The organism is Niveispirillum sp. KHB5.9, from assembly GCF_048066115.1.
In the GTDB taxonomy this organism is placed as follows: Bacteria; Pseudomonadota; Alphaproteobacteria; order Azospirillales; family Azospirillaceae; genus Niveispirillum.
On the sequence record NZ_JBLTYX010000006.1, the window covers coordinates 70,648 to 85,701 of the forward strand.

Sequence of the window (15,054 nt, forward strand, 5' to 3'; positions counted from 1 at the left end):
CTCAGGTCCTCGCCAGCTTGGCGGCCACTTTCACGGCCGCCTTGATCCGCACATAGGTCGCGCAGCGGCAGACATTGCCGTCCATCGCCGCTTCGATATCGGCATCGCTGGGGTTCTGGTTCTCGGCGATCAGGGCCGTGGCCGCCATCACCTGACCCGATTGGCAATATCCGCACTGCACTACGTCCAGATCGGCCCAGGCCTTCTGCACGGCGGCGGCGGCCTTGCCGGAAATCCCCTCGATCGTGGTGATCTTCGATCCTACGGCGGCGGATGCCGGCAACTGGCAGGACCGGGTGGGCTGACCGTCGACATGCACGGTGCAGGCGCCGCACTGGGCCACGCCGCAGCCGAACTTGGTGCCGGTCATGTTCAGTTCATCGCGCAGGACCCACAGCAGCGGCATGTCCTCCGGCACGTCCACTTCGCGGACCTTGCCGTTGATCTCCAGGCTTATCATCGCTGACCTCAATCAAGAATGAAATGCGCCGGGCCCTCGCCAAGCCCGCGTTCGGAGCCGAGAATGGCGGGGTAGGGCTTTGGAAGTCTTCCAGATTTCGATCATTTCATTTCATATGGGATGGGCGACGCATGTACTTGGCGTGATCGTTATATTCATCAGGATATATCGAGGATAACTTGTACAGTACAGCCCAGGCGAATCTTGTCCGCAACCGCCCCGCAGGACCCTTTCCGCCTGCAAGTCTAATCGCCTATACTCACCGGAAGACGAGTGCGGGCGGGGATGGGATGGCAGCGCGTGTTTGGACGGTGGCCTTTCAAGGCATAGATGTGCTGGACATCGACGTGCAGGTGCAGATGACGGGCGGGCCCATCACCTTCACCGTCGTCGGCCTTCCCGACAAGGCGGTGGCGGAAAGCCGGGAACGGGTGCGCGGCGCCCTGCACGCGCTGGGCATCGCCCTGCCGGCACAACGGCTGATGGTCAATCTGGCGCCAGCGGATGTTCTGAAAGAAGGAAGCCATTTCGATTTGCCGATCGCGCTGGCCCTGTTGGTGCTGATGGGCATCCTGCCCGACGATGCCATGGCGGGGTACCAGTCGCTGGGCGAGCTGGGGCTGGACGGGTCCATCACCACCGTTGCCGGTGTTTTGCCCGCCGCCATTAACGCCGTGGCCGGCGGCAAGGGCCTGATCTGCCCGGCGGCCAGCGGGGGGGAGGCGGCCTGGGCCGGCGAGGGGCTGGAGATTCTGGCGCCACCATCCTTGCTGGCGCTGATCAACCATTTCAAGGGCACGCAGCTTCTGTCCCGCCCGGAACCGAAGCTGCAAGTGGAGGCACCCGGCAGCATTCGGGACCTGCGTGACGTCAAGGGCCAGGAGACGGCAAAACGGGTGCTGGAGGTGGCGGCCAGCGGTGGTCACAATATGCTGATGCTGGGCCCGCCGGGATCGGGCAAGTCGATGCTGGCCGCGCGCCTGCCGGGCCTGCTGCCGCGCCTGGACGCGACGGAGGCGCTGGAGGTCTCCATGGTCCATTCCATTGCCGGCGGGCTGGAGGGTGGGCGGCTGATCCGGACAAGACCGTTTCGCGAAGTACATCATTCCGCCACCCTGGCCGCCATGGTCGGCGGCGGTACGCGGGCACGGCCGGGGGAGATCAGCCTGGCCCATCATGGCGTGCTGTTCCTGGACGAGTTGCCCGAATTCGCCCGCGGCAGCCTGGAGGCGCTGCGCCAGCCGCTGGAGACCGGCCGCGCCACGGTCAGCCGGGCCAACCACCATGTGACCTATCCGGCGCGGTTCCAGCTGGTGGCGGCGATGAATCCCTGCCGCTGCGGTCATCTGGACGATGCCGCCCTGGCCTGCGGCCGGGCGCCGAAATGCGCGTCGGACTACCAGTCGAAGATCAGCGGCCCGCTGTTCGACCGGATCGACCTGCATGTCGATGTGCCGGCGGTCAGTGCCGCCGACCTGTCGCTGCCGCCCCCGCGCGAGGGCACGGCGGAGGTGGCGGCCCGCGTGGCCAGCGCCCGCGACCGGCAGCGAGCGCGCTATGCCGGCCTGCTGCCCCCCGGCCACCCGCCCATCCGCACCAATGCCGAGGCCGATGGCGAGGTGCTGGAGAAGGTGGCCGGCCCCGACGTGCAGGGACGGCAATTGCTGACCGAGGCGGCGGAACGGCTGAAACTGTCGGCCCGTGGATATCACCGCGTCCTGCGCGTGGCCCGGACGCTGGCCGACATGGAAGGGGCCGATGGCGTGCGCCGCCTGCATGTGGCCGAAGCGCTGTCCTATCGCCGGGTGGCGCCGGGGCGGTAGCGGGCTTTCCTTCCCCCCGATAATGCGCTATGACAAGGTTGTCACAAGCGACAGCAACCGGGCATCCCAATCAAGCCCGGACCTATATGTTCGGGAGGATCCACGATGGCGAAGCCCCTTTCCCGGCGCGCATCCCTGGCCCTGCTGGCCGGTGCCGCTGCCTTGCCGCTTATCCCCGATGCTCGCGCGTCGAGCCCGCTGCCCTGGCGGCCCCTGATCCCGGCGACGCCGGCCCCGGACGGGTCGATCCCCGGCTGGCGGCGGCTGGGCGGGCATGCGCCCTACCGGCTGGAGAAGGGGGAGATCATCGGGACCTCCGTTGAGAAATCGCGCAACAGCTTCCTGGTCAGTGACGAGCTGTTCGATGATTTCATCCTGGAATGCCAGGTGAAGACCGATCCGCGCCTGAATACCGGCATCATGATCCGGTCGGAATCCAAGCCCGACTATCGCGACGGCGTCGTCCATGGCTATCAGGTGGAGATCGATCATGCCGCGCGGCGCTGGACCGGCGGGATTTATGACGAGCAGCGGCGCCTGTGGCTGGCCACACCCGCCCACCGGCCGGACACCCAGGCCAGCTTCAAATCCGGCGACTGGAACCATATCAGGGTGGAGGCGGTGGGGACCCGCATCCGCACCTGGCTGAACGGTCTGCCCGCCGCCAATGTCGTGGATGACATGACGCCGCGCGGGTTCTTCGGGCTGCAGGTACATGATGTCGGGCCCGATCCGGCCAATGCCGGGCTGGAGGTGCGGTTCAAGGACCTGCGGGTGATCACCGATGACCCCGGCCGCTATACGCGCCGCCCGCTGGACGTGACGGATGAGCAGGATTTCATCGCCAACCACCTGACCAGGGAGCGGGTGGCTTTGGGCTGGCGGCTGCTGTGGGATGGCAAGGGGGCGGGCGGGTGGTCTGGCCTGTCGGGTAGGGGCTGGTCCATCGCCGATGGCGCCATCATCCGCGAGGGGGCAGAGGGCGCCATCGTTAGTGCCGACCGGTTCGGCGATTTCGACCTGGAACTGGATGTGCAGGCGGTGGAGGGGGCCGACGGGGCCGTGGGGTACCTGGGCGGTGCCTTCTATCGTCTGGCCCAGGGGTCGCAGGGGCAGGGGGAGACGGCCAGCGGCAGCCTGGAGGGCAAGGTGGGGGCTAGCAACCTGACCGATCCCAACCCGGACAAGCCCAGCATGAAGCCCGCCGGCCATTGGAACCGCGTGCGCATCCTGGTCCAGGGTGACCGGGTCGAACATTGGCTGAACGGGTCGAAGCTGGTGGCGGGCAGCCGGGCCGGGTTCGGCCTGCCGGCATCGGGGCCGGTATCGCTGCGCCCCGGTGCGGGCCGCCTGTCCTTCCGGTCCATCCGCATCCGGCCCTTGTGAGAACCCCGATGATGAACCGGCGACAGGCCCTGCTGGCCGCCATCGCCCTGGTCGGGGGGGCGGCGACGGTGCCGCTGCCGGCCTGGGCCTATGAGGGGACGAAGGGGCCGGTCGGCCGCTTCTTCTCCGGCCCCGAAATGGCGCTGCTGGCGGAAGTGGCGGAGATCATGATCCCGGCCACCGACACGCCGGGCGCCAGGGACGCCAATGTCCATGGCGTGGTCGATGGGTTGATGGTCGATTGGGCGGAGCCGCAGACCCAAGCCCAGTTCCGCGCCGTCCTGGCCGGTATCGATGGCAAGGGGCCGCGACCCTTCCTGGCCCTGGCACCGGCGGAGCGGGCGGCATTGCTGACCGGTATCGACATCGCCGCCTTCAGCGGCAAGCGGCCGGAGGACCAGGGCTGGCGAAGGCTGAAGCAATTGATCTGGTACGCCTATTTCACCAGCCAGGGCGCCGATCCCGATTATGTTGCCGTGCCCGGTGATTATCGCGGCGACCTGTCCAAGGCCGAATACCGCCATCTGGTGGAGGAGCGGCGCTGATGGAATGGGATGCGATCGTCGTCGGCTCCGGCATTACCGGCGGCTGGGCGGCCAAGGAATTGTGCGAGAAGGGGCTGAAGACCCTGGTGATTGAGCGCGGGCGCAATGTCGAGCATGCCGGACCGGAATACACCGATTTCCAGGCACCGTGGGAGATCGAGTTCCGCAATCTGGTGCCGGAAAGCTATGCCGGCAATGGCTGGCAATATCTGAAGGACAAGGGTGACTGGATCTACAAGATGCAGCATCTGCAATTCTTCGCCGATACCAGGACCTATCCTTTCTCCCATCCCGAGGACCGGCCCTTCATCTGGACACGCGGTTACCAGTTGGGCGGACGGTCGCTGACCTGGTATCGCCAGTCCTATCGCTGGAGCGAGGCGGATTTCACCGCCAACCTGCGCGACGGGCACGGGGTGGACTGGCCCATCCGCTATGCCGACCTGGCGCCCTGGTACGACCATGTCGAGCGGTTCGCGGGCATTTCCGGGTCGCTGGAGGGGCTGGAGGAGCTGCCCGACGGCATCTTCCAGCCGCCGTTCGAGATGAATTGCGCGGAAAAGCAGGTCTCCCGCACCCTGAAGCGCACCATGCCCGGCGTGCATATGATCATCGGCCGCACCGCCAACATGACCCAGCCGACGGCGGAGCATGAGGCGCTGGGCCGTGGCCGGTGCCAGGCGCGGATGCATTGCAGCCGCGGCTGTTCCTATGGCGCTTATTTCAGCAGCCTGTCGGCCACCCTGCCAGCCGCGCACAACACCGGCAACCTGACCGTGCTGACCGACCAGATCGCCCACAGCCTGGAGCATGACCCGGCCACGGGCCGCGTCACCGGCGTGCGGGTGATCGATGCCAATACCATGACCGCCAGCACCCACCGGGGGCGCATGGTTTTCCTGTGTGCCTCCACCATTGCCTCGGCCCAGATCATGCTGAATTCCCGCAGCGAAGCTCATCCGCGCGGGCTGGCCAACGGGTCCGACGCGCTGGGCCGGTATGTCATGGACCATGTCGGCGGGGCCGGCGCGTCCGGCCGGGTGCCGGGGATGCTGGACCGGTACGAATTCGGCCGGCGGCCCAACGACATCTATGTCCCCAATTACCGCACAAGGGCGCAGAAGCCGGGCGACACTTTCCTGCGCGGCTTCGGCTTCCAGGGCGGGGCCGGGCGCGGCCGGCCGCTGGCCGGGGCGGGGCAGCGGCCGGGAATGGGGGCGGGCGCCAAGCAGGCGGCCCTGACGCATGGTGCCTGGCATATGCATTTGACCGTCTTCGGGGAGATGCTGCCCCATCCCGACAACCGCCTGACCCTGCACCCCAGCAAGAAAGACCGCTGGGGCATCCCGCTGGCCCATCTGGACTGCACCTTGCGCGACAATGAGAAGGCGATGATCGCCCGGGCGCGGGACGAGGCGGCGGACATCCTGCGCGCCGGTGGGTGCGAGGATGTCAGCCCTTACGCCCGCTTCGACACGCCGGTGGGGGCCAAGACCCATGAGATGGGCACGGCCCGCATGGGGCGCGATCCGGCGAGTTCGGTCCTCAATGGATGGAACCAGGCGCATGAGGTGCCCAACCTGTTCGTCACCGATGGTGCCTGCATGGCCTCCACCGGCACGCAGAACCCGTCCTTGACCTACATGGCCCTGACGGCGCGGGCGGCGAACCGCGCGGTGGGGTTGCTGAAGGACGGGGTGATCTGAGGGTGCTGTGAAACGCTGTGCGACATGGGGGCAGGGTTTCAGAGGTCGGGGGTGCCAACTCCGGATGATGTGAAACGTTCTGCGACGTTCGTTCGGTGGTGTTTCAGAGGTGGTTGGGTGCCAGTTCCGAATGATGTGAAACAGAGTGCAACACAAAAACGCGCCTGTTTCAGAGGAGCGGATTGGCCCGCTCTGAAAAGGTATGCCCCGTTACCAGCCACCGTTTCACCGGTGTCTCTCTGGCCAGAACGCAAGAATGCTGTTGATGGTTGGATTTTAGCACGCGGGGATGGAAAAGTCAGCGGTTGGCGCGGTGATGCCTGGAAAGGCGGGCGGCGGGGCCGCCTTCATTCCAGGGTCCAGTCCTCAAGCGCCAGACCGGTCAGGTGAGTGAATGGCTGATCGTTGCTGACCAAGGTGCAGCCCGTAGCGCAGTTCCGCTTCGGTGACAGCGGAGAGGCACAGCGAGGCCATAGGGGTGGTCGTCATCCGCCGACAACAGCCGGATGTTCCCTCAGCAGATGGCTGACGGTGTTGGTGTCCAGCATATAGCGCGTCAATCGTCCAACCCCTGAAAGGGATCGCGGGCCTGGATGCCCTGATTACGGTCGGCAGGGCCGAGGAAATCGGCCGGCATGTCGGCACCTTTCAACGCGGTGAGAAAGCCGGTCCAATCCGCCGGCTTGCGCGACAGGATGACGTCGCCCGTCTCAGGGTCCTGGCGGATGAACACCTCTTTCGCATCGAACCGAAAGGCGGCCGGCAAGCGCACCGCCTGACTGCGGCCATTGGTGAACAGCTTGGCGGTTTGGGTCATGATCCTCGTCTCCCGGCAGGTGGTATCTATCATGATATATGCTGGGTGCAATGTAGCGTGTGGAGCAGGATAGTATTGCCGCTTTGCGAGAGTTTTAAGGCACGGGCTGTGTGACATTCGGCATAGTGACATCAGCTCGCTCTACGCAGATCGACCGCAGGTGCTTTGCAATAGTGGCTGCTTGCGCTTCGATCTGTTCTAGCCGGTTACATAAGTCAGCAATCGACTTCATTAAGTTGTTAACGGCACCTGTGGGCAAGGGTGGGGTGGGGGAATCATCCTGCAAATCTTCACGTACCAGCAGCAGTTCATTTCTGTATCGAACCTCGAACATATCCAGTTGTGACAGGGTGTTCATGAGATTAGGGCCGAAGCTATTCAGGATTGGTACATCTGCATCATCCACTTCCGTTCTGACTTCCGAGCCAGCGAAACGCTCCCCGAAATAGCCGATATTGAGTTGGCCAATGGACAAAAGTGTGGATTCGGTAAGCCGGAGAGAGGCCTTGCGATGGGCGCAGGCCGTTAGCAACAGTTGCATGCGATAGGTGTAACGGCTGGCGACGTCGTACTGCTGCTTGCGGATGGCCCGTGCATGTTCAGCCCTGGCCAGTTCGTCCTCCCGATGTGCTTTAGCATCGCGCTCTTCCTTCGCGCGCAGTGCGATCTGTTGGTTCGACCAGATGACGGCCGCAAAGCCAATCAGTGCTGCAACGATTGAAAATGTTCCGGCGATCAACGACTGATGCCGCGACAGACTGTTCGCGATGGACAGGTCATATATGCTTTGACCGTTCCAAACGATGGCTGTGCACGTCGCCACCAATGCGATGCTAAGAAGAATGATTGCTAGAAAAGGCGATCGGATGAAGCCCCACATCGGAAGTGCCCATAAGCTGTAGAAATGTTCGCAGTTTCTAAATATAGCAGCGGAGCTTGTGGTAGAGAATGCCTATATTATTTGCATGATGGATGCATTCAGAACAGCGGGTTCATGTCACTCTATCTGCCGATCACCCGAACAGCAGAAACCCCGACAGCACCGTAAACCCCAGCCCCAAGACGCGAACCTTCCAGCCCTCGTAAAGCAGGAACTCATCCTGCGCCTTGACGCCAGCAGCGCCTACACCCAACCAGAACAGGCCCATGCCGCCCAGCATGCCGAAGGCGAAGCCCAGGCCGCGTCCTTCCAGGTACCAACCCAACACGCCGCCAGCCAGCATCGCGACCATGCCGCCGATCCAGGCCGATGCGGCGCGTTGTTCGTCAGGGTCTGGGGTCATTCGGCGGCCGGTTGCAGCCACCCGCCCAAATCCACCAGCGCCCGCGACGTGTACGCCTTCTTCCGGTCCTTGCCGTGCAGTTCCTTGCCGTTGGCCTGCCGTTCCGTGATCGGCGGGAACAGGCCGAAATTGACGTTCATCGGCTGGAACGTCTCGGCCTCGGCGCCGCCCGTGATATGGGCCAGGAGGGCGCCCAGCGCCGTGGTGCGCGGGGGCAGGGAGGGCTCGGTGCCCAGCCGGTCGGCAGCGGCGAAGCGGCCGGCCAGCATGCCGACGGCGGCGCTTTCCACATAGCCCTCGCAGCCGGTGATCTGGCCGGCGAAGCGCAGGCGGGGCATGGCCTTCAGGCGCAGGGCACCGTCCAGCAGGCGCGGGGAGTTGATGAAGGTGTTGCGGTGCAGGCCGCCAAGCCTGGCGAACTCGGCATTTTCCAGGCCGGGGATCATGCGGAATACCCGGACCTGTTCGGCATATTTCAGCTTGGTCTGGAACCCGACCAGATTATAGAGCGTGCCCAGGGCGTTATCCTGGCGCAGCTGCACCACGGCGTGGGAACGGCCGCCGGTATGCGGGTTGGTCAGGCCCACGGGCTTCATGGGGCCGTAACGCAATGTGTCGACACCGCGTTCGGCCATCACCTCGATCGGCAGGCAGCCTTCGAAATAGGGGGTGTTCTTCTCCCATTCCTTGAAGTCACCCTTCTCGCCATCGATCAGCGCCTGGATGAAGGCCTGATACTGCTCCTTGTCCATGGCGCAGTTGATATAGTCCTTGCCGGTGCCGCCGGGCCCGACCTTGTCGTAGCGCGACTGGAACCAGGCCTTGGACAGGTCGATGCTGTCGGTATGGATGATGGGGGCGATGGCGTCGAAGAAGCTGAGCTGCTCCTCGCCGGTGAAGGCGCGGATGGCCTCGCCCAGCTTCATGCTGGTCAGCGGGCCGGTGGCGATGATCACGCTGTCCCACTCTTCCGGCGGGATGCCGGCGACCTCTCCGCGTTCCACGGTGACCAGCGGGTGGCTGGTCAGGGTGGCGGTGACATGTTCGGCGAAATGGTCGCGGTCCACGGCCAGCGCCCCGCCGGCCGGTACCTTGTGCGTGTCGGCCGATGTCAGGATCAGCGATCCGCAGCGCCGCATCTCTTCATGCAGCAGGCCGACGGCGTTGAATTCCGCATCGTCGGAGCGGAAGGAGTTGGAACAGACCAGCTCCGCGAAATGCTCCGTCTGATGCGCGTCGGTTTTCACCACCGGGCGCATCTCGTGCAGGATGACGGGGATGCCGGCCTGGGCGATCTGCCAGGCGGCTTCGCTGCCGGCCATGCCGGCGCCGATGACGTGGATGGGTTTGTGCTGGGTCATGGCGCAGGGTTTGGCGCGGCGCGGCGCGGACGTCAAGTGCTGAGGGTGGAATTGTTGTCGGTTGCTCCCTCCATCATCCTTGGAGGAAACCATTTAACCCATTGCCTCTCCATGCTTTCCCCGCGAAGGCGGGGATCCAGGGGCCACAGGCCCGACGGTGGTTCCAAGCGGCCCCTGGGCCCCCGCTTTCGCGGGGGAGGCAGCATTGTGCAAGTGTTGATGTCGGCGTCAGCCGATGAACCCTGGCAAAGTGAGTTGAGTCTGTAGGCGCCCCAGCCTCACCCCAACCGCTGCGGTTCCGGCTCATGCGGCGGGTCGGTGGGGGGCAGTTCGCGGTCGGGCGGGCCGCCGGGCTGGGGGGTGGGCTCCTCGCCGGGGGGCGGGACCTCCGTCTGGTCGGGCGGGGTGGAGCCGGGGAGCGGGGGGACGATGCCCATGATGGTTCTCCTTCGTTGCTGTCCCTGTCTGAACCCGCCGGCGGGGGGATTGTTCCTGTGTATTCGGGCGGCTGGACATTTCCGATATCGGATGTATTGTGCCGGGCCCTGAACGAATCCTGTTGCCATCATGACCGCGATCGCCTTTGCCGATGAGAGAATGCCCTGCCGGGTGAAGCGCCATGTGCGTGAGTTGGTGCGGCTGGCCGTGCCGGTGATCGTGGCGCAGGCGGGCGTGATCACCATGGCGCTGGTCGACACACTGATGGTGGGGCGGTACGACGCGCGGGAGCTGGCCTATTTCGGGCTGGCCAACATACCGGTCGGCGTGATGATCGCGGTGATGATCGGCCTGCTGATGGGGGTGCTGATCCTGTCGGCCCAGGCGGTGGGCCGGGGGGAGGCGCATCTGACGGGCACCATCTGGCGCCGGTCGCTGCCCTATGCCCTGCTGATCGGTGGTGTGATCGGCGTGGGCAGCCTGTGGGGGGAGGAATTCCTGCTGGCCATGGGCCAGACGCCGGAACTGGCGGCGGGCGGCGGGCGGGTGATGTTCATCGTGGCGGCGGGGCTGCCGGCGGCCGGGCTGCATCTGGCCACCAGCCTGTATCTGGAGGGCATGAAACGGCCGATCCCCGGCATGGTGGCCATGCTGATCGGCAATGTCCTGAATGTCGGCCTGTGCTGGCTGCTGGTCTGGGGCCATTGGGGCTTTCCGGCGATGGGCGCGGCGGGGGCGGCCTGGGCCACCACCATCCTGCGCTGGCTGGGGGCCATAGGCCTGATCACCTATGTCTGGTGGCATCCGATGCGCGAGGTGTGGGGCATCCGGGGTGGGTTTGGCCGCTGGTGGCGCGATGCGGGGGAACAGCGCCGGGTGGGCTATGCCGCCGGCCTGTCCAACGGGCTGGAGGGCTCGGCCTTTGCCGCCCTCGGCCTGTTCGCGGGCTGGCTGGGGGCGGCGGCGATGGGGGCGTACACCATCGCGCTCTATCTGACGGCGCTGCCCTTCATGTGCGCGCTGGGGCTGGCATCGGCGACGTCGGTGCGGGTGGGCAATGCGTTCGGTGCGGGCGACCGGCGGGAGACGCGCTTTGCCGGCTGGACGGGGCTGGGCGTGGCGGCGGCGGGGCTGTCGGTTGTCGGGGTGTTCCTGCTGTCCTTCTCCGGCTTCATCGCCGGGCAGTTCAGCCATGATCCGGCGGTGGTGGCGCTGGCGGCACCGCTGCTGGTCATCGCGGCCTGGCTGCTGGTCGCCGATGGCGGGCAGGTGGTGATGGCCCATGCGCTGCGGGCGCGCAACGATACCTGGGTGCCCACGGTGCTGCATTTCTTCAGCTATTACGGGGTGATGATCCCCGTGGCCTGGCTGCTGGCCTTCAAGGCGGGCTATGGGGTGACGGGGCTTTATGGCGGCATCTTCATTGCCAGCTTCGTGTCGGTGACGTTCCTGACCACGCGGTTCTGGTGGCTGTCGCGCAAGGGATGAGGTGGGGAGACAGCGTCCAAGCCCGTTTCGTTGTTCGCACCCGCGAATGATGCTACAAGGGCGTCCTTGTGACCCGTAATGACGAGTTCCGCTCGGTGACTTCCACGCCCGCTCTGCCGTCCGATATCACGCCCATCACCATCGAAGATGAGATGCGGCGATCCTATCTCGATTACGCGATGAGCGTGATCGTCAGCCGGGCCCTGCCGGATGTGCGCGACGGGCTGAAACCCGTGCATCGCCGCATCCTGTTCGCCATGAAGGAAGGCGGGTACGACAGCACTAAGCCTTACAAGAAGTCGGCGCGTATCGTCGGCGACGTGATGGGTAAGTACCATCCGCATGGCGACAGCGCGATCTATGACGCCATGGTCCGCATGGCGCAGGATTTCTCCATGCGCCTGCCGCTGATCGATGGTCAGGGCAATTACGGCTCCATGGATGGCGACGCCGCGGCGGCCATGCGTTACACCGAGGCCCGTCTGGCCAAGGTGGCGGAATTCATGCTGGACGATATCGACAAGGAAACCGTCGATTTCCAGCCGAACTATGACGAGTCGGAAGAAGAGCCGACGGTTCTGCCTGCCAAGTTCCCCAATTTGCTGGTCAATGGCGCCGGCGGCATCGCCGTGGGCATGGCCACCAACATCCCGCCCCATAATCTGGGCGAGGTGATCGATGCCTGCCTGGCCTATATCGACAATCCCGACATCTCCATCGATGAACTGATCGAGATCGTTCCGGGTCCGGATTTTCCCACCGGTGCGCTGATCCTGGGCCGGTCGGGCATCCGCTCGGCCTTCCACACGGGCCGTGGCAGCGTGATCATGCGCGCCAAGACGGAGGTGGAGGAGATCCGCAAGGATCGCTGGGCCATCGTCGCCACCGAGATCCCGTTCCAGGTCAACAAGAGCAAGCTGCTGGAACGCATCGCCGAATGCGTGAACGAGAAGCTGGTCGAGGGCATCAGCGATGTCCGCGACGAGTCGGACCGCGACGGCGTGCGCGTGGTGGTGGAACTGAAGCGCGACGCCGTGCCCGAGGTGGTGCTGGCGCAGCTGTTCCGCCATACGGCGCTGCAGACCAGTTTCGGCGTGAATACCCTGGCACTGAATGGCGGCCGGCCGGAGCTGATGGACCTGAAGACCATCATCGCCGCCTTCGTCCGCTTCCGCGAGCAGGTGGTGACGCGGCGCACGGAGTTCGAGCTGGGCAAGGCGCGTGAACGCGCCCATATCCTGGTCGGCTTGGCGGTTGCGGTTGCCAACCTGGACGACATGATCGCGCTCATCCGCAGCGCGCCCGATCCGCAGACGGCGCGCGAGCAGATGATGGCCCGCGACTGGCCCGCCGCCGATGTGGCCCCGCTGATCGCGCTGATCGATGAGCCGGGGCGTGGCCTGTCGGAGGCCGGTGCCTACCGCGTGTCGGAAGCCCAGGCCCGCGCCATCCTGGACCTGCGCCTGCACCGCCTGACCGGGCTGGAGCGCGACAAGATCGGCGACGAGCTGACCGGCGTCACCGACCAGATCAAGAATTTCCTGGCCATCCTGGCCGATCGTTTCCTGTTGCTGGACGTGATCCGCAACGAGCTGGGCGAGATGAAGGCCCGTTTCGCCACGCCGCGCCGCACCCAGATCGAGGAATCGGAGTTCGAGTCCGATATCGAGGATCTGATCCAGCGCGAGGACATGGTCGTCATCGTCACCCAGGGCGGCTATATCAAGCGCGTGCCGCTGTCCACCTACCGGGCGCAGGCACGCGGCGGCAAGGGCCGCTCGGGCATGCAGCTGAAGGCGGAGGATCAGGTCTCCGACCTGTTCGTGTCGAACACCCATACGCCGATGCTGTTCTTCACCAGCCGCGGCATCGTGCACAAGCTGAAGGTCTGGCGTCTGCCGCAGGGCACGCCGCAGACGCGCGGCAAGGCCCTGGTCAACCTGCTGCCGCTGGAGGAAGGGGAGACCATCTCCACCGTCATGCCGATGCCGGAGGATGAGGGTACCTGGGGCGATCTGGAGATCGTGTTCGCCACGTCCAAGGGCGGCATCCGTCGCAACAAGCTGTCGGACTTCCAGAATATCCGCGCCAACGGCCTGATCGCCATGAAGCTGGAGGAGGAGGGGGAGACACTGATTTCCGTCCGCACCTGCACCGATCAGGATGATGTGCTGCTTTCCACGCACCTTGGGCGCTGCATCCGCTTCCCGGTGACGGAGGTCCGCGTGTTCAGCGGCCGTACGTCCACCGGTGTGCGTGGCATCCGGCTGGGCGGCGGCGATGCGGTGATCGGCATGTCGATCCTGCACCATACCGATTACAGCATGGAAGAACGTGCCGCCTATCTGAAGCAGGCGCGCGAGCTGCGCCGGGCGGAAGGTGAGGATACGGACGACGCGGTGGATGTGGATGCCGAGCCGGTGGGCGAGGCGACCCTGTCGGCCGAACAGTTCGCCGAGATGCAGGCGCGGGAGGAGATGATCCTGACCGTGTCCGAGCAGGGCTTCGGCAAGCGCACCTCGGCCTATGAATACCGGCTGACCGGTCGTGGCGGTCAGGGCATCTGGAACATGGATATGGGCGACCGCAACAAGGCCATCGCGGCCGTCTTCCCCATCCATGAGAGCGACCAGCTGATGATGGTCAGCGATGGTGGCCAGGTCATCCGCATGCCCGTGCACGACATCCGCCTGACGGGCCGCAAGAGCAAGGGCGTCACCCTGTTCCGCCTGTCGGGCGAGGAGAAGGTGGTGTCCGTGGCCCGGCTGGAGGATGACGGTTCGGAAGCGGACGGTGCGGCCGGCGAGGCCGTGCCCGAGTAACGATGCGAGCGACCGCCCGGGGCAAGAGACCCCCGGGCGGTTCCGGTACAAGTCTTCGGGCCATGGACCCGGGACGGCCGGTGCGAAGCCTAGAGAGGGGAAGAGAGGATCATGGCGGGATCGCGTATCGGCGTGTATCCGGGGACATTCGACCCGATTACCAACGGCCATTTAGACATCATCCAGCGCGCCGCCCGCATGGTGGATCATCTGATCGTGGGCGTGGCCAGCAATGCCGGCAAGGGCCCCCTCTACAGCACCGGGGAACGCGTGGCTCTGGTGGCGGGGGAACTGGCGACGCTGAACCAGCAGGGGTTCAGCGTGGAGGTGCGGCCCTTCGACAAGCTGCTGATGAAATTCGCGGTGGATTGCGGGGCCAGCGTCATCATCCGCGGCCTGCGCGCCGTGTCGGACTTCGAATACGAATTCCAGATGGCCGGCATGAACGCGCGCCTGAATCCGGCGGTCGATACGGTCTTCCTGATGGCGTCGGACAAGCACCAGTTCATCTCCTCGCGCTTCGTGAAGGAGATCGGGCGGTTGGGCGGCGATATCAGCCAGTTCGTCAGCCCGCGCGTGGCTAGCAGCCTCCAGGCTCGTTTCGATGCCGAAAAGGCAACGAGCCCGTCTTGAAGCCTTGCGTGGAATAGGGGTGCGGTGCCGCATTCCCGCTGTTGACGAGGGGCGCCTGCTTCCCTATGGTGCGCGCCACCTCGCGGGTAAGATTCCGTAGCTCAGTCGGTAGAGCACGTGACTTTTAATCATGGGGTCGTGGGTTCGAATCCCACCGGAATCACCATTCCGCCCGCATGGACATGACAAGGCCCGGATGTTTTCCGGGCCTTTTCGTTTGCGGCCTTGCAGCGGCGGCAACCGACTGAATCCCATATCTGAATGGTCATATCCGCATGGACCCACGCCGGTG

General features: G+C 65.2%; 13 protein-coding genes and 1 tRNA gene. 8 read left to right on the plus strand and 6 right to left on the minus strand.

Annotated elements, in window-relative coordinates; all coding sequences use genetic code 11:
- Position 1 precedes the first annotated feature (1 nt).
- Complete coding sequence (locus ACM9HJ_RS12435; protein ID WP_416572052.1) at positions 2-460, minus strand: (2Fe-2S)-binding protein; 459 nt, start codon at positions 458-460, stop codon at positions 2-4.
- 290 nt (positions 461-750) lie between these two features.
- Between ACM9HJ_RS12435 and ACM9HJ_RS12440 the strand changes: the two genes are divergently transcribed.
- The 4 genes from ACM9HJ_RS12440 to ACM9HJ_RS12455 all read left to right on the plus strand — a co-directional run bounded on the left by ACM9HJ_RS12440 (position 751) and on the right by ACM9HJ_RS12455 (position 5,920).
- On the plus strand, positions 751-2,283 hold the full coding sequence (locus ACM9HJ_RS12440) for a YifB family Mg chelatase-like AAA ATPase (RefSeq protein WP_416572053.1): 1,533 nt from the start codon (positions 751-753) through the stop codon (positions 2,281-2,283).
- A 105-nt stretch (positions 2,284-2,388) separates the two neighbouring features.
- Positions 2,389-3,669, plus strand: a complete 1,281-nt coding sequence (locus tag ACM9HJ_RS12445) for a 3-keto-disaccharide hydrolase (protein ID WP_416572054.1) — start codon at positions 2,389-2,391, stop codon at positions 3,667-3,669.
- Positions 3,670-3,677: 8 nt separating this feature from the next.
- The gene (locus ACM9HJ_RS12450; RefSeq protein ID WP_416572055.1) at positions 3,678-4,214 is read left to right on the plus strand and encodes a gluconate 2-dehydrogenase subunit 3 family protein; all 537 of its coding nucleotides are present in this window, start codon (positions 3,678-3,680) and stop codon (positions 4,212-4,214) included.
- Positions 4,214-5,920, plus strand: coding sequence for a GMC oxidoreductase (locus ACM9HJ_RS12455; RefSeq protein WP_416572056.1), 1,707 nt, complete (start codon positions 4,214-4,216; stop codon positions 5,918-5,920). Before ACM9HJ_RS12450 ends, ACM9HJ_RS12455 begins: the two co-directional genes overlap by 1 nt.
- Before the next feature lie 556 nt (positions 5,921-6,476).
- Here ACM9HJ_RS12455 and ACM9HJ_RS12460 read toward each other — a convergent pair.
- The 5 genes from ACM9HJ_RS12460 to ACM9HJ_RS12480 all read right to left on the minus strand — a co-directional run bounded on the left by ACM9HJ_RS12460 (position 6,477) and on the right by ACM9HJ_RS12480 (position 9,818).
- Positions 6,477-6,737 carry an antitoxin gene (locus ACM9HJ_RS12460; protein ID WP_416572057.1) on the minus strand — a complete coding sequence of 87 codons (261 nt, stop codon included), beginning with the start codon at positions 6,735-6,737 and terminating at the stop codon, positions 6,477-6,479.
- A 94-nt stretch (positions 6,738-6,831) separates the two neighbouring features.
- Entirely contained in the window at positions 6,832-7,617 is a 786-nt protein-coding gene (locus ACM9HJ_RS12465; RefSeq protein ID WP_416572058.1) for a hypothetical protein, read from the minus strand.
- A 133-nt stretch (positions 7,618-7,750) separates the two neighbouring features.
- Positions 7,751-8,020, minus strand: coding sequence for a hypothetical protein (locus tag ACM9HJ_RS12470; protein WP_416572059.1), 270 nt, complete (start codon positions 8,018-8,020; stop codon positions 7,751-7,753).
- Positions 8,017-9,381, minus strand: coding sequence for a methylenetetrahydrofolate--tRNA-(uracil(54)-C(5))-methyltransferase (FADH(2)-oxidizing) TrmFO (trmFO, locus tag ACM9HJ_RS12475; RefSeq protein ID WP_416572060.1), 1,365 nt, complete (start codon positions 9,379-9,381; stop codon positions 8,017-8,019). Before trmFO ends, ACM9HJ_RS12470 begins: the two co-directional genes overlap by 4 nt.
- Before the next feature lie 278 nt (positions 9,382-9,659).
- A complete protein-coding gene (locus ACM9HJ_RS12480) occupies positions 9,660-9,818 on the minus strand; it encodes a hypothetical protein (RefSeq protein ID WP_416572061.1) in 159 nt (52 codons plus the stop codon).
- 130 nt (positions 9,819-9,948) lie between these two features.
- Between ACM9HJ_RS12480 and ACM9HJ_RS12485 the strand changes: the two genes are divergently transcribed.
- From ACM9HJ_RS12485 to ACM9HJ_RS12500, 4 genes are all read left to right on the plus strand, one after another.
- Positions 9,949-11,307 (plus strand): MATE family efflux transporter, encoded by a 1,359-nt coding sequence (locus ACM9HJ_RS12485; protein ID WP_416572062.1) that lies wholly within the window; start codon positions 9,949-9,951, stop codon positions 11,305-11,307.
- A 95-nt stretch (positions 11,308-11,402) separates the two neighbouring features.
- Positions 11,403-14,129 (plus strand): DNA gyrase subunit A, encoded by a 2,727-nt coding sequence (gene gyrA / locus ACM9HJ_RS12490; RefSeq protein ID WP_416572246.1) that lies wholly within the window; start codon positions 11,403-11,405, stop codon positions 14,127-14,129.
- A 111-nt stretch (positions 14,130-14,240) separates the two neighbouring features.
- Positions 14,241-14,762: a pantetheine-phosphate adenylyltransferase gene (coaD, locus tag ACM9HJ_RS12495; RefSeq protein WP_416572063.1), complete on the plus strand. Its 522-nt coding sequence runs from the start codon at positions 14,241-14,243 to the stop codon at positions 14,760-14,762.
- Between the two features lie 90 nt (positions 14,763-14,852).
- Positions 14,853-14,928, plus strand: a tRNA-Lys gene (locus tag ACM9HJ_RS12500).
- Positions 14,929-15,054: the final 126 nt, after the last annotated feature.

Bases quoted from the DNA above. Each gene is read 5' to 3' on its own strand.
- ACM9HJ_RS12455 (WP_416572056.1), top strand. From the start codon at position 4,214: ATGGAATGGGATGCGATCGTCGTCGGCTCCGGCATTACCGGCGGCTGG.
- coaD (WP_416572063.1), top strand. From the start codon at position 14,241: ATGGCGGGATCGCGTATCGGCGTGTATCCGGGGACATTCGACCCGATT.
- ACM9HJ_RS12480 (WP_416572061.1), bottom strand. From the start codon at position 9,818: ATGGGCATCGTCCCCCCGCTCCCCGGCTCCACCCCGCCCGACCAGACG.
- ACM9HJ_RS12465 (WP_416572058.1), bottom strand. From the start codon at position 7,617: ATGTGGGGCTTCATCCGATCGCCTTTTCTAGCAATCATTCTTCTTAGC.
- ACM9HJ_RS12450 (WP_416572055.1), top strand. From the start codon at position 3,678: ATGATGAACCGGCGACAGGCCCTGCTGGCCGCCATCGCCCTGGTCGGG.
- ACM9HJ_RS12460 (WP_416572057.1), bottom strand. From the start codon at position 6,737: ATGACCCAAACCGCCAAGCTGTTCACCAATGGCCGCAGTCAGGCGGTG.
- ACM9HJ_RS12440 (WP_416572053.1), top strand. From the start codon at position 751: ATGGCAGCGCGTGTTTGGACGGTGGCCTTTCAAGGCATAGATGTGCTG.
- ACM9HJ_RS12470 (WP_416572059.1), bottom strand. From the start codon at position 8,020: ATGACCCCAGACCCTGACGAACAACGCGCCGCATCGGCCTGGATCGGC.
- trmFO (WP_416572060.1), bottom strand. From the start codon at position 9,381: ATGACCCAGCACAAACCCATCCACGTCATCGGCGCCGGCATGGCCGGC.
- ACM9HJ_RS12445 (WP_416572054.1), top strand. From the start codon at position 2,389: ATGGCGAAGCCCCTTTCCCGGCGCGCATCCCTGGCCCTGCTGGCCGGT.
- ACM9HJ_RS12435 (WP_416572052.1), bottom strand. From the start codon at position 460: ATGATAAGCCTGGAGATCAACGGCAAGGTCCGCGAAGTGGACGTGCCG.
- ACM9HJ_RS12485 (WP_416572062.1), top strand. From the start codon at position 9,949: ATGACCGCGATCGCCTTTGCCGATGAGAGAATGCCCTGCCGGGTGAAG.